This is a genomic window from Acinetobacter sp. YH01021 (assembly GCF_013420255.1).
Taxonomy (GTDB): Bacteria; Pseudomonadota; Gammaproteobacteria; order Pseudomonadales; family Moraxellaceae; genus Acinetobacter.
In genome coordinates, this window is the sequence record NZ_VOYO01000021.1 from 1 (window position 1) to 13,702 (window position 13,702).

At 37.3% G+C, this 13,702-nt stretch carries 16 protein-coding genes and 3 pseudogenes; 13 read left to right on the forward strand and 6 right to left on the reverse strand.

What is annotated here, in order from left to right:
* The first annotated feature begins 181 nt into the window (after positions 1-181).
* The 3 genes and pseudogenes from FTT86_RS12715 to FTT86_RS12725 all read left to right on the forward strand — a co-directional run.
* Positions 182-2,125: a multicopper oxidase domain-containing protein gene (locus FTT86_RS12715; RefSeq protein WP_180087629.1), complete on the forward strand. Its 1,944-nt coding sequence runs from the start codon at positions 182-184 to the stop codon at positions 2,123-2,125.
* Positions 2,112-3,032 (forward strand): copper resistance protein B, encoded by a 921-nt coding sequence (locus tag FTT86_RS12720; protein ID WP_086197643.1) that lies wholly within the window; start codon positions 2,112-2,114, stop codon positions 3,030-3,032. Before FTT86_RS12715 ends, FTT86_RS12720 begins: the two co-directional genes overlap by 14 nt.
* Before the next feature lie 112 nt (positions 3,033-3,144).
* Positions 3,145-3,342, forward strand: a pseudogene (locus FTT86_RS12725) (hypothetical protein); the annotation flags it as partial.
* A gap of 53 nt (positions 3,343-3,395) precedes the next feature.
* Here the strand turns inward: FTT86_RS12725 and FTT86_RS12730 are convergent.
* The gene (locus FTT86_RS12730) at positions 3,396-4,100 is read right to left on the reverse strand and encodes an IS6-like element IS1008 family transposase (protein WP_001067783.1); all 705 of its coding nucleotides are present in this window, start codon (positions 4,098-4,100) and stop codon (positions 3,396-3,398) included.
* A 70-nt stretch (positions 4,101-4,170) separates the two neighbouring features.
* On the opposite strand from FTT86_RS12730, the gene FTT86_RS12735 reads away from it, so the two are divergent.
* From FTT86_RS12735 to FTT86_RS12760, 6 genes and pseudogenes are all read left to right on the forward strand, one after another.
* Complete coding sequence (locus FTT86_RS12735) at positions 4,171-4,737, forward strand: recombinase family protein (protein ID WP_004282172.1); 567 nt, start codon at positions 4,171-4,173, stop codon at positions 4,735-4,737.
* Positions 4,738-5,481: 744 nt separating this feature from the next.
* Complete coding sequence (locus FTT86_RS12740; protein WP_180087574.1) at positions 5,482-7,347, forward strand: copper resistance system multicopper oxidase; 1,866 nt, start codon at positions 5,482-5,484, stop codon at positions 7,345-7,347.
* Positions 7,334-7,672, forward strand: a complete 339-nt coding sequence (locus FTT86_RS12745; protein ID WP_004897649.1) for a hypothetical protein — start codon at positions 7,334-7,336, stop codon at positions 7,670-7,672. The genes FTT86_RS12740 and FTT86_RS12745 overlap by 14 nt, the downstream gene beginning before the upstream one ends.
* Complete coding sequence (locus tag FTT86_RS12750) at positions 7,659-8,603, forward strand: copper resistance protein B (protein WP_104510421.1); 945 nt, start codon at positions 7,659-7,661, stop codon at positions 8,601-8,603. Before FTT86_RS12745 ends, FTT86_RS12750 begins: the two co-directional genes overlap by 14 nt.
* Before the next feature lie 179 nt (positions 8,604-8,782).
* Complete coding sequence (locus FTT86_RS12755; RefSeq protein ID WP_000246755.1) at positions 8,783-9,028, forward strand: type II toxin-antitoxin system RelB/DinJ family antitoxin; 246 nt, start codon at positions 8,783-8,785, stop codon at positions 9,026-9,028.
* Positions 9,018-9,310, forward strand: a pseudogene (locus tag FTT86_RS12760) (type II toxin-antitoxin system RelE/ParE family toxin). Before FTT86_RS12755 ends, FTT86_RS12760 begins: the two are co-directional and overlap by 11 nt.
* Before the next feature lie 128 nt (positions 9,311-9,438).
* On the opposite strand, the gene FTT86_RS12765 reads toward FTT86_RS12760, so the two are convergent.
* Entirely contained in the window at positions 9,439-9,768 is a 330-nt protein-coding gene (locus FTT86_RS12765; RefSeq protein ID WP_016658833.1) for a four-helix bundle copper-binding protein, read from the reverse strand.
* 355 nt (positions 9,769-10,123) lie between these two features.
* On the opposite strand from FTT86_RS12765, the gene FTT86_RS12770 reads away from it, so the two are divergent.
* Together FTT86_RS12770 and FTT86_RS12775 are read left to right on the forward strand one after the other, a co-directional pair.
* Entirely contained in the window at positions 10,124-10,420 is a 297-nt protein-coding gene (locus tag FTT86_RS12770) for a type II toxin-antitoxin system RelE/ParE family toxin (protein ID WP_180087573.1), read from the forward strand.
* 1 nt (position 10,421) lies between these two features.
* Complete coding sequence (locus FTT86_RS12775) at positions 10,422-10,712, forward strand: addiction module antidote protein (RefSeq protein WP_060875721.1); 291 nt, start codon at positions 10,422-10,424, stop codon at positions 10,710-10,712.
* A 136-nt stretch (positions 10,713-10,848) separates the two neighbouring features.
* Here the strand turns inward: FTT86_RS12775 and FTT86_RS12780 are convergent, their stop codons facing one another.
* Both FTT86_RS12780 and FTT86_RS12785 read right to left on the reverse strand, forming a co-directional pair.
* On the reverse strand, positions 10,849-11,280 hold the full coding sequence (locus FTT86_RS12780; protein WP_005264140.1) for a MarR family winged helix-turn-helix transcriptional regulator: 432 nt from the start codon (positions 11,278-11,280) through the stop codon (positions 10,849-10,851).
* A gap of 7 nt (positions 11,281-11,287) precedes the next feature.
* Positions 11,288-11,716 (reverse strand): organic hydroperoxide resistance protein, encoded by a 429-nt coding sequence (locus tag FTT86_RS12785; RefSeq protein ID WP_180087572.1) that lies wholly within the window; start codon positions 11,714-11,716, stop codon positions 11,288-11,290.
* Between the two features lie 612 nt (positions 11,717-12,328).
* Between FTT86_RS12785 and FTT86_RS12790 the strand changes: the two genes are divergently transcribed.
* Both FTT86_RS12790 and FTT86_RS12795 read left to right on the forward strand, forming a co-directional pair.
* A complete protein-coding gene (locus tag FTT86_RS12790; RefSeq protein ID WP_000269911.1) occupies positions 12,329-12,685 on the forward strand; it encodes a type II toxin-antitoxin system RelE/ParE family toxin in 357 nt (118 codons plus the stop codon).
* A complete protein-coding gene (locus FTT86_RS12795; RefSeq protein ID WP_001140620.1) occupies positions 12,678-12,980 on the forward strand; it encodes a helix-turn-helix domain-containing protein in 303 nt (100 codons plus the stop codon). Before FTT86_RS12790 ends, FTT86_RS12795 begins: the two co-directional genes overlap by 8 nt.
* 41 nt (positions 12,981-13,021) lie before the next feature.
* On the opposite strand, the pseudogene FTT86_RS12800 reads toward FTT86_RS12795, so the two are convergent.
* Both FTT86_RS12800 and cadR read right to left on the reverse strand, forming a co-directional pair.
* Positions 13,022-13,183: pseudogene (locus FTT86_RS12800) on the reverse strand (IS6 family transposase); the annotation flags it as partial.
* Between the two features lie 93 nt (positions 13,184-13,276).
* A complete protein-coding gene (gene cadR, locus FTT86_RS12805) occupies positions 13,277-13,669 on the reverse strand; it encodes a Cd(II)/Pb(II)-responsive transcriptional regulator (protein WP_004733193.1) in 393 nt (130 codons plus the stop codon).
* Between the last annotated feature and the right edge of the window lie 33 nt (positions 13,670-13,702).

The following is a 13,702-nucleotide window of genomic DNA, read 5'->3' on the forward strand; positions in this document are numbered from 1 at the left end:
GACTGTCTGCTAGGGACAGCTGCCCTGTTTGTTTCCATGCCATGTCGGTGTCTTTTGTTATGTGGTTGATTATAAAGCATTATATCATTTTAACGAACTTTTGTGTATCTGTTCGTGCAAAGGTTTCTACTAAATATTTGCTTTATTACTTCAATCTTGACCTTTCTAAAGGTGAGATAGAATGTCAAATAAGTTAAGTCATGTACTCTTAATTGGAGTTGGTTTATTTTCATCAACTTGGGTAATGGCGGCAGTTAAAGAATATGATTTAACAATCGCTGAACAAACTGTAAATATCACAGGAAAACCGCTAAAGAGAATTACCGTTAATGGTAAATTCGTTGCACCACTTCTTGAATTTGAAGAAGGTGATGAGGCCGTTATCCGTGTTCACAATAAGTTAAAAAATCAGGACTCTTCAATCCATTGGCATGGCTTATTATTACCTGGAATTATGGATGGTGTACCTGGATTTAACAAATTTAATGGCATTGCCCCTAATAAAACTTATGAATATAAGTTTAAAGTCCGCCAAAATGGTACTTATTGGTATCATTCACATAGTAAAGGACAAGAACAAGACGGTTTATATGGTGCTTTTGTTATTTATCCTAAAGATAAAACTCCACTAACAGCTGCTGAAAAAACCGATAAAGATTACGTTGTTTTGCTTTCTGATTTTCATAATTCAACAAGTGATCAAATTATGAAAAATCTTAAAAAAGAAGCAGATTACTATCAGAACCGTCGCGAAACAGTATTCGATGTATTAAAACAAGTTAAACGTGATGGATTAAAGGCAACTTGGCAAGACCGCTCTATGTGGAATCAGATGCGGATGTTGAAAACAGATATGTCCGATGTGACTGGTTATACATTTTTAATGAATGGCAAAACACCTCAGCAAAACTGGACCGGTAACTTCAAAGCTGGTGAAAAAGTTCGCCTTCGTTTTATTAATGCTTCCGCTATGTCATTCTTTGATGTACGCATTCCAAACCTAAAAATGACTGTAGTCAGTGCTGATGGTCAACCTGTAAAGCCCGTTCCTGTAGATGAGTTCCGTATTGGTACTGCTGAAACCTATGATGTCATTGTGGAACCAAAACAAGCACATTACCAAATTGAAGCTGAATCTATTGATCGTACCGGTTTTTCAGTGGGAACATTACATGAAGAAAGCAGCCCAGCAGTCAAACAAATTGAGATGCCTAAGCCTCGTCCTCGTTCTTTATTGACTATGGAAGATATGGGGATGAGCCATGACATGTCATCTATGAAAGATATGAATCACGATATGTCTTCTATGAAAGGTATGGATCATGATATGTCTTCTATGAAAGGCATGAATCACGATATGTCTTCTATGAAAGGTATGGATCATGATATGTCTTCAATGAAAGATATGAATCATGATATGTCTTCTATGAAAGATATGAATCATGATATGTCTTCTATGAAAGGCATGAATCACGATATGTCTTCTATGAAAGGTATGGATCATGATATGTCTTCTATGAAAGGTATGGATCATGATATGCCGATGAATAGCGCTACTGTTAAGGCGGCTTCAGACAAGAATGATAATACCGTATTTGGATGGGCAAATGCTTCAACACCTGAAGGTAATAAAGCATTGCAATATAGTGATTTGCAATCGTTAGATCCTCAAAAAGACACTCGTGCAGCTGAACGTGAAATAGAGATCCGTCTTGGTGGAAACATGGAGCGTTATATTTGGACAATAAATGGTAAAAAATTTAATGAAGCCGACCCACTAGTGGTGAAGTATGGTGAACGTATTCGCTTAAAATTTGTCAATGACAGTATGATGGCTCACCCAATGCACTTACATGGCATGTTTATGCAGCTTGAGAATGGTCAGGATCCAAGCAATATGCCAAACAAACATACGGTAATTGTTCCACCTGGGAAAACGATAACCACTCTACTCACAGCTGATGAGTTAGGTGAGTGGGCTATTCATTGTCACCTGCTTTACCATATGAGTGCAGGAATGATGAATAAACTCATTGTAGCTCAAGTGGAAGATGGTAATTCTACAAAGACTGTTCCTCAGTCCCAAGTAAATGAGAAGGGAGTAAATCCACATGCAAATCACTAAGAATTTCTTCTCAAAAACAGTCTTATCAATTGCATTAATAAGTATATCAAACTTAACTTTTGCTAATAGCAGCACTTCGGAACAAGAAAGTAATATTACAAATGGTATGAGAGTCTTATTACAGGAGTCTGGTGGCTTAAGATATAGCCCCCAAGAATTGTATCCAGAATATTATTCAATGGAAAATGCAAATGGGGGAGATAATATTATTTTGACTGCAAGAAAGAGATCAGACGGATCTCACGATGATCATCTTAAAGAACATGGCGGACAAATTTATCAAGTAACAAGACTTGAAAATGCATGGATGGTTGATGAAGACGGTAAGGGCAACCTAGGAACAAAGCTTGAAACTTTGATTGGAACAGATGAAAATCGTCTATTTATTGAAGCCAATTCGGAAAAGTCAGAAAGTAATGATCCAAAATATGCTGTATCAGCACTTTATAGCCGTAACGTAGCCCCATTTTGGGATATACAAGCTGGTGTAAGATATAGCGAAGATAAAAATAGCAGCAACAGTGATCGAGTTGATGGTGTTATTGGTGTATTAGGATTAGCTCCTTATTTCTTTGAAACACAAGCATATCTTTATGGCGGTGAGAATAATTTTTGGGGAGCAAGTTTTGAATTAGAACGTGATTTGCTTTTAACTCAGAAACTTATTACTCAACCTTATATCGAAGCAGATGTAATATTTAGCGATGATTCTAACTATGCTGCAAAATCAGGTTTATCAGAACTTAAAACTGGTATCAAAACCCGATATGAGATTACTAAGCGAATTAAACCTTTCATTGATGTTGCTTACCAATATGAAAAAGGACAGAAAGCCACTTCTATGCAAGAGGCAACAGAGTCTGAAAAGGGATGGAAATATGGTGCAGGTATCGAATTAGTTTTTTAAAATAATATGACTTGGAATCATGAATGGTAGCTTCGGCTACTATTCATGAAATTGTTGTCATTTCCTTTCGAATCTGTAAAACTAAAAAAGCTTAAATTTTGGTCTTATCTCTATGCAGTGGTTAAAAACATGCCTATCGCTGTTTTTATCGTTTGCTATCCTTTTAGTAGGATCGGCTGCTGCTGCTTCGTCTGTACATAAGCGGTGTTTAATGCCATCTGAACAGATGAAATCCATGCAAATGGAAGCATCTCAAAACCAGGATATGATGCATACCGACTGTATGAAAGTTGAAGCAAAGGTCAAAAAAAGGCACTGTTGCAAATAGAGATTTGAGTCGATGAAGTTCCTTTTTAAAAGTGCTTAGAGACCGAAAACCCTGTTGATTAGACACACTTCACCTTGAGGCTGACCATAATAAAATGACGATGCTTGTCCTTTACGTAGTGCACGCATGACTTCAATACCTTTAATTGTGGCATAAGCCGTCTTCATAGATTTGAATCCTAATGTGGCCCTGATGATCCGCTTTAACTTACCATGATCACATTCAATGACATTATTTTTATACTTAATCTGCCTGTGCTCAATATCTACTGGACATTTTCCTTCTCGCTTTAACCGTGATAAAGCATGGCCATAGGTCGCTGCTTTATCTGTATTGATGACCCGTGGAATTTGCCATTTTTTCACCGTATTGAAGATCTTTCCTAGAAAACTATAGGCTGATTTACTGTTCCGTCTAGCGGAAAGGTAAAAGTCAATCGTATGACCCCGTTGATCAACTGCACGATACAGGTAAGTCCATCGCCCCTTCACTTTGATATAAGTCTCATCCATATGCCATGAATGTAAATCTGTAGGATTACGCCAATACCAGCGTAACCGTTTTTCCATTTCTGGAGCATAACGCTGAACCCAACGATAAATTGTACTGTGATCCACATTTATGCCTCGTTCAGCGAGCATTTCTTGAAGTTCACGATAGCTGATGCCATATTTACAATACCAACGAACAGCCCAAAGAATGATTTCACCTTGAAAGTGCCGACCGTGGAAGGGATTCATCTGCTGTATCTCGAAATAAATAAGATATTTAGCTTATCATGTCAGCCTATTTGCAACAGTGCCTGAAAAATTGAAAGGCCAAAAAGTAGGGTATATCCGGGTAAGTTCTGTCGAGCAAAACACTGGACGTCAACTTGAGGGAATTGAAGTCGACCGGATTTTTGTTGACCGTGCTTCAGGTAAAAATACTGACCGACCTAAATTTCAGGAAATGTTGAACTATGTCCGGGAAGGGGACAGGGTGATTGTACATTCCATGGATCGTTTTGCGCGAAGCCTGAAAGATTTGGTCACTGAAGTAGATAAACTGGTCAAACGAGGGATTGCCATCCAGTTTGTAAAAGAAAATATTACTTTTACGGCCGAATCCACCCCGATGGATAATTTGATGCTGCAATTGATGGGTGCTTTTGCACAGTTCGAACGTGAGATCATTTTAGAGCGGCAAAAGGAAGGAATAAAACTCGCCTCTGCTCAGGGGAAGTACAAAGGTCGGGTGCATAAACTAAAGCCTGACCAAGCTGAAGCTTTACGACAAGCATGGAGGGAAGGGAAGTATCCATCAAAAATGGCATTAGGAAAAGCTTTTGGGATTAGTCGTCAGGCGGTATACCGATATTTACAAGTTAGTGAATAGCTTATTGGGATTGGCAACTAAATTTAGTTTAACTTATAAAAATCATGAAACATTGTTCGAATTTTAAGCGTGGAACATAAATAATCAATAAAAAGCCGCTCTGGTACCCTATGCCCCACAACGGCTTGATCTAATATACTGAAATTTAATGATAAATATCAAGTATTTCGTATAAGGTGTATTATGTTAATTTTAGAGAAACTACTAAATTATATTGAGTTGTAAATATTTGAAATTCCGTTAAGATATTTTGGATTAAATTCTATTCCTAGATAGCATTCGTGTTGACTCATCTCTCCAAAAAACTTTGGTTTTGTTTTCTTATGGTTTTTGCCATAGGATGGAGTAGTGTGTCTGTTGCATCAGTAAAGATAATGCATATCAATATGCAAACTGAAATGAGCCAAGATCATTGTTTAGAGCAAGCACAGCAAGTCACTCAACATGGTATTAATCACGAAGTACAGACTAATACCGATTGCCATAATCATTTAGCTCTTAATCAGAATATAGATCACAAAAAGTGTCAGGAATGTTCTAGCTTATCCTGCCAGACACAGATCTCATGTCTTCATTCTTTGCAAAGCTCGCTAGATCCCCTAGATACCTTCTATTCTATAGATCAGCCTAATTTTTATTACCTCAACCAATATCTAAATGGGTATTGGCAAGAAATTTCACGTCCTCCTAAAACTTAACCAATTTTTTTAAAATTTATTTATTTTTCAAAATTAAGGTTAAGTTATGTCTCATAAAATTAGTTCGTACCTATTAGCAGGTATTTGTTTTGCATCGTCGCCTTTGGTTTTTGCCGAAGTGCGTGAATATCAGCTTGTTATTGATGAAGCAGTGGTCAGCCCAACTGGAAAGCCTGTAAAGCGCATTACCGTAAATGGTCAATTTCCTGCGCCTTTGCTTGAGTTTGAAGAGGGTGATGAAGCCATCATTCGCGTGAAAAATAATTTAAAAAACCAAGATTCTTCTATTCATTGGCACGGACTGTTGTTGCCGGGCATTATGGATGGTGTACCGGGATTTAATGGTTTTAACGGTATTAAGCCTCAAAGCGAGTATGTTTATAAATTCAAGATTCGCCAAAGCGGGACTTATTGGTATCACGCTCATTCTAAAGGACAGGAACAGGACGGCTTATATGGTTCTTTTGTGATTTATCCAAAAGGTAAAACACCATTGGCAGCACATGAAAAAGCTGAACGTGACTATGTGGTGATGTTGTCAGATTTTCATGAAAAAACCAGTGATCAAATTCAGAAAGATCTTAAAATTTCAGCTGAATATTATCAAAATCAGCGTGAAACCTTGGGTGATGTTTGGAAGCAGGTTAAACGTGATGGCATAAAAGCGACATGGTCTGACCGCAAAATGTGGAATCAGATGCGTATGCTAAAAACCGACATGTCGGATGTTACAGGTTATACCTTCCTCATTAATGGCAAAACACCTGAACAAAATTGGACAGGAATGTTTAAACCGAATGAAAAAATTCGCCTACGTTTTGTGAATGCATCTGCGATGTCTTTCTACGATGTCCGTATTCCTAACTTGAAAATGACTGTGGTCAGTGCTGATGGTCAGCCTGTAAAACCTGTTGCTGTGGATGAGTTTCGTATTGGCACAGCTGAAACTTATGATGTGATTGTGGAGCCAAAAGGCGGACATTATCAAATTGAAGCTGAGTCAATTGACCGTGCAGGCTATGCGATTGGTACACTGCACAATGAATTAAATCCTATGACACATGGCATTCATATGCCTGCACCACGTCCACGCTCACTTTTGACCATGGAAGATATGGGACATGGTGGCGGTGATCATGCAGGAATGGATCATTCGAAAATGAACCACGGCAATATGCAAGGCATGGATCACTCGAAAATGGATCATTCAAAAATGAACCATGGCGATATGCAAGGCATGGATCACTCGAAAATGGATCATTCAAAAATGAACCATGGCGATATGCAAGGCATGGATCACTCGAAAATGGATCATTCACAGCATGGCACAGCAAAACCACAAGAAAATGATCAAGTGGTTTATGGTTGGGCAAATGCATCTACACCTGCGGGCAATAAAGCCTTGCAATATAGTGATTTAAAATCTTTAGAACCGCAAAAAGATACTCGTGAAGCTAGCAGTGAATTAGTAGTGCGTTTGGGCGGTACTATGGAGCGTTATATTTGGACGATTAACGGTAAAAAATTCAGCGATGCTGAGCCATTAAAAGTGAAGTATGGCGAGCGTATCCGTATCAAATTTATTAATGACAGTATGATGGCGCACCCCATGCATTTACATGGCATGTTTATGCAGTTGGAGAATGGTCAAGAGTCGGTAGATATGCCGAATAAACACACATTGATTGTACCACCGGGTAAAACAGTGACTGCTTTATTAACTGCGGATGAGTTGGGCGAATGGGCAATCCATTGTCATTTGTTGTATCACATGAGTGCAGGAATGATGAACAAGTTGATCGTGGCAAATGTTAGCGATGAACAAGTGTCTACAACGCCAATTCAAGGTACAAATTCGACTCAAACTCACCAAGTAACTGAGCAAAAAGGAGCTGGACATGCACATCACTAATTTTGTATTTAAAGCGTTTTTTTCTGTTGCGGTATTGAGTTTAACAAGCTTAAGTTTGGCGCACGAAGGGCATCATTCAACTGCTCAGACTGATGGAAAAAATGTACCATCAATGAATCATCAAGCGATGTCTGAGATGGATCATTCACAGCATTCTCCACAAGAGCATGCACAACACATGCAGATGATGGGGAAAATGAATCATGCTGCACATTCAGCACCGATGAACCATCAACATGCAGGTCATCAGCCAATGCATCACAAATCAACAGAGAAACAGCAAGATCAAAAAGTACAGAAAGGAGATCAACATGCGCACCATTAATCTTTTTTCTAAAACTGTTTTAGCAAGCTCTTTGTTGATGGTCAGTGCAGTGAGTTTGGCACATAATGGTGAAGATCATAGTGCGCCTGAAAAAATGACAGTTGCTACATCTTCTAGTCAAAATCAGCCGATGCAAATGGATCGCTCTCAAATGAACCATAGCCAAATGAATCAGGCACAACATCAGGCAACATCTACGGTTAATCATTCACATCATGTACCAGATGCGAATGCTCAGCAGAGTTCGCATTATGATCATCGCTCAGAACACGGTGCGCAAATTTATGCGATTACGACAGTGGACAATAAGTGGCTTGTCAATGAAGATGGCACAGGTGATTTAAAGTCAGAGTTTGAAACCCGTATTGGCACAGATGAAAATAAGGTTTTTATTAAAATTCATGCCGATAAAGAAGAATCGCATGATGCACATTATGATGCCAAACTTTTATATAGCCGTATGATTTCAGACTTTTGGGATGCACAAATTGGTGCACGTTATCGTAGTGAAAAAGTTGAACTCAATGATCATCGCAAAGACACCGAAGAAAATGTTGATGCGGTGATTGGCTTACATGGTATGGCGCCATATTTCTTTGAAACTGATGCTTATCTCTATGCGGGAGAAGACAATTATGCGGGCTTTAGCCTAGAAACGGAACGTGATTTTCTGATTACGCAAAAGTTGATTATTCAACCTTATTTAGAGTTGGATGCTATCTTTAGTGATGACTCTAAATATGCGAAAAAAACTGGTTTAAGCAGTGCAACCGCAGGGTTTGAAACTCGCTATGAAATCAGTAAAAAGATCATGCCGTATATCGACATTGCCTATGAGTATTCAAAAGGTAATGATGAAACGTCGTGGCAAATAGAATCAAACTCTGAGAAAGGTTGGTTATATGGAGCTGGTGTTAGATTTAGATTTTAATTAATTTAATGATTACTAAATAGCTTTATTTAAATAAAACTCTAGCTTAATGTGGCCGGAAGCAAAATGTTAACTTATTTTGCTTCCTTCCATTTAACATAATGGCTGTTATGCGAAGTCGACTTGTAATGCAATTTGCATTACAATATTCCTAGTACATTAAATACTTGGGAAATATGATGGCTACTGTTAACTTCAGGATCGATGAAGCCCTTAAAGAAAAATCTTATTCAATCCTTAAAGAGCAAGGTATTGCACCTACTGATTTCTTCACTAGTATTCTTGAGTATGTTGCTACGACTGGGAAACTGCCTGTCAAAAAAGCTTTGCTTTCGGAAGAAGATGAAGAATTATTAGCTCTTGTCCGTAAGCGCATTAATGATCCTAAAGAGATGTTTGAGGAAGTCACATTAGATGACTTATAAGCTTTTACGTCACAAGGACTTTACAGCAGAATGGGAAAACTCCCTGTTGCTATACGAGATCAATTTAAAAAGAAACTAGCCAAAGTCATAGAGCAGCCACATATTCCAAAGAATATGCTTAGAGGCGATCTTGCAGGTTGCTATAAAATCAAATTATTAAAAGCTGGTGTCCGACTTGTCTATCAAGTTAAATATGATCAGGTAGTTATCCTGCTCATTACCGTCGGAAAACGAGCTGATAGCATAGTTTATGACGAAGCGAAAAAGCGAATTAAAGACTAAAAATGGGAGCTTAAAGCTCCCATTTTTGGCTTCGTATAAGGTGTATTATGTTAATTTTAGGAAAGGCTCTAGACTAGCAGAATGATTATGTTAGTCTAGAGCCATATAATTAACATTATTGAAGTATTTTACATGGCAATTTTTCGACATTCTTCTGCACACTGACGGCAAGCCTCAGCACATTTTTTACAATGATCATGTGAATGTTTTTCACACTCTTCCGCACAATATTCACAGATCTTAGCACAAAGCTCACAAATCTCTTTGAGGAAAGGTGAGTTATGTTGTTGCATACGCACACATAACTGACAAATATCTGCACATTCTAGACAACGTTGAATACATTCACGCATCATCTCTAAATCTTTTTCTTTTAAACAAGAAGTTGCACATTCAGTACAAATAAGTGAACAGTTTGTACATGCAGAAATACACTTTGAAAATTCCGTATTAATCATTTTTTACTCTCAACTTATATAATCAAAGAAATAATTAAAACATAATTTTTTTCTACTAATTATTTTAAATTATTAGTAAATGTAATACATAATGTTAATTTATATGAATAATGTTAATTTTAACTAAATCTTATTTATATTCCAAATTATTAAAAAACAGTTTTTAATTAGGATAGATGATCAAGTATCAAAAGCAGCTATTCTTAAAATAACTGCAATAATTTTATCACTTTAAAAATAGATTTTCCCTCTATTTAACATAATGGTTGTTATACGAAATTAATGGATGTTCGTATAGATTACTTGCATATTGTATTCGATCGAATACAATATAGTGAGAAGATAAGGAATCCTCATGATTGAAATTAAACGTCTGCCAGAATTTGATGAATGGTTGGATGGCATTAAAGACAATATGACCCGTATTCGCCTGAATCGTAGATTAGATAAGGTTCAACGTGGAAATTGGGGAGACATTAAACCTCTCCAAGATGGCGTTTGGGAAATGAGAGAATTCTTCGGTGCTGGATGGAGAATGTATTACATCCAACATGGTGATGTAGTGATTGTAATGCTTGGTGGAGGAGATAAATCGACTCAACAACAAGACATCGATCGTGCAATCAAATTATCGAAAACATTGGAGGATTAAAATGGTTAAAGTCGCTGATTTACCAAGTTTTGATATGGCTGAGTCACTCAAAACTGAAGAAGACATTGTGATGTATCTTAATATGGTTCTTGAAGATAATGATCCAGCTGAATTAGCCCATGCACTTGGTGTTATTGCTAAAGCTCGTGGCATGACTCAAATTGCTAAAGAAGCAGGGATTGGGCGTGAGGCACTCTACAAAGCCCTACGTCATGATTCAGCACCACGTTTTGATACAATTAATCGCGTAGTAAATGCGTTAGGCTTAAAACTCACTGTACAACACGCCTAAAACTTTAAAAAATATAGTAAAAATGGGAGCTAAAGGCTCCCATTTTTAGATTAATATAACGTGTATTATGTTAATTTAAGGAAAACTAATTGATTCTTAAAAGTAAACGGTTTCTATTATCAGATATTAAGAGGTATTAAACTCTCTCTGACAATAGATTGACTAATACTTTTAATTCATCTCGTAATTGACTTAAGTTATCAAACTCAATGTTTTTGGTAAGCTCTTTAGGAATATTTTCAGCCTCAGCAGATAAGTCTCGCCCTTTGTCTGTTAAGGAGATTAGAACTCGTCTTTCATCATGAGGATCACGAGATCGATTAATCAGAACAGATGTCTCCATTCTTTTTAATAATGGCGTTAATGTTCCACTATCAAGATGTAAAATTTGTCCAAGATCACCCACACTTACACATTTTTTTTCCCACAAGACCAACATCACTAAATATTGAGGATAAGTGAGCCCAAGAGGTGCAAGAAAAGGGCGATAAGCTTTCACAATTAAATTAGATGCAGCATAAATAGGAAAACATAGTTGCTCATCTAAGCAAAGCTGATTCTTGGACATAGTTTTTTTATTTGGTATAGACAGTGGTAGACACCTGTATATTACCTCGAATAGCATTGGAATAAGGACATACTTGATGCGTTTGTTCCACGATTTTCTCTGCATCAGCTTGTGAAATACCTGAAAGCGTGACATCTAAGTGTACTGTCAAGGCAAATCCGCCATTGCCATTAGCAACCATTCCAACAGTACTCAAAACTTCTACATCATTATCACGTATTTTATGTTCTTTATTGCTACGAGTTAAATGGATCACTGCATTCCCAAAACAGGCTGCATAGCCAGCAGCAAATAATTGCTCAGGATTTGTTGCATCACCTTTCCCACCTAATTCTTTAGGTAGAGCCAATTTTAATTCTAAAAGACCGTCTTCACTACTAATTGTTCCAGAACGTCCACCGACTGCTTTGACTTGAGTTGAATAGAGGTTACTCATTGATATTACCTTGTTTAGACTTATATTGTGCAAAATATAATTGCACACAATATAAAATAGGTCAATTATTTCTACTAATTTTTCTCATTTAACATAATGGCGGTTATACGAAGTACAATTGTATATTAATATAGATATCAAGCACTTAATGAAAACAGAAAAATCCAAAAATGACCAAAAAGCCGATTTTGAAACAAGTCGGCTTTTTTATGAGCGGTTTTGATACTTCTTGCCAATAAATTTGACTAAAAAATAGTCAGTTTTGAGGTTTTTCAAATTTTATCAATGCCTCAATGTCCAAAATTATCCACATTTTTTGTGGATAAAATTTAGGCTATTTTGTAAGCCCTGGCTCATACCAATCTCGGCCCTTTGCTGCTATCCGCAATACTGGAAATTTCCTATCATGAAGACATAGAGAGCAGGATGCTCCAGATAAAAAGAATAAGATGAACAACAAGGAACGTGAGATCAGACAGGAGTCAGATCTAAGCGCCAAATATGGAAAAGCCCGACAGGATGTCGGGCTTTTTTATTGCCTATCCTTTCTCATTTGCAAAACAAACATAATGCCCCTAAAATATAGACTATAATCTATATTTTGGTTGTGGTATGTGGACAGTCATTACGACAGATCTATTTAATCAGTGGCTTGAACAGCAAGATGAATCGACACAAGAGAAGGTCCTAGCTGCCCTGGTTGTTCTACAGCAGCAGGGACCGAGTTTAGGCCGTCCTTTAGTAGATACTGTGTATGAGTCTAAATTTACCAATATGAAAGAACTGCGTGTTCAACATCGCGGTAGACCCTTAAGAGCTTTTTTCGCATTTGATCCCTTACGACAGGCTATTGTTCTATGTATTGCTGATAAAGGCGGTAAAAAGCGTTTTTATAAAGACATGCTGGATATTGCAGATGAACAATACCAACTTCATCTCACCACCCTAGGAGATAAATCTAATGGCTAAGACTCTGCAAGAATTGTTAGCTAGCCGCTCTCCAGAGAGCCAAGCCCGTATTCAAAAAATGGCAGATGAATTACTGCTAGAAAATCAGCTTCATCTTATTCGTGAAGAACTCGAAATTTCTCAAAAAGAGCTTGCTGAAACTTTGGGAATAAAACAGCCATCGCTTTCAGCAATAGAAAATCGTGGCAATGATCTTAAGATTTCAACCATGAAAAAGTATGTTGAGGCAATGGGTGGGAAGCTCCGTATTGATGTAGAGCTTCCAACAGGAAAACATATAGGATTCAACGTTTAACAATAAAAATGGGAGCTATAGGCTCCCATTTTTAGATTCGTATAACGTTGAACCCAACGGTAAATAGTCGTGTGATCAACATTCACACCCCGTTCGGCCAGCATTTCCTGCAGTTCACGATAGCTAATGCCATATTTACAATACCAGCGCACAGCCCAAAGAATGATTTCGCCCTGAAAATGCCGACCATGGAAAGGATTCATATGCTGCACCTTTAGCTAAAACAGTCTTCAGCTTACCATTCGTGGTTATTTGCAACAGTGCCGATTTTTTGAAAAAAGCATAGGTCTAGATAATCAAGCTAGATTTTTTAAAACTCCACATTGGTCAATTGTACATAAACCATCACAAGTACCTCTTAAATCAGATAGTTGTTCAATAAGCTTTTGTTGCTTGATTATATTTTCTCTGATAGCACTGACATGTAAGTCAATTAATTCATTCACATCTGAACAATTTTTCTCAGGTTTGTCTTTATAGGTAAGTAATTGACGAATTTCATTCAAACTCATATTTAAAGTTCGGCAATTCAAAATAAACTTAATTCGCTCAACATAGCCTATATCGTAAAGGCGGTAATTTCCTTCCGTTCTTTCGGGTTCCGGAATTAAACCTTCCTTTTCATAAAACCTAATTGTTAATACTGAACATGAGGTTTTTTTAGAGAGTTCACCAATTTTTAAATGCATTGAGTTGGTATTTCCAAAAAATCTTGACTCTAT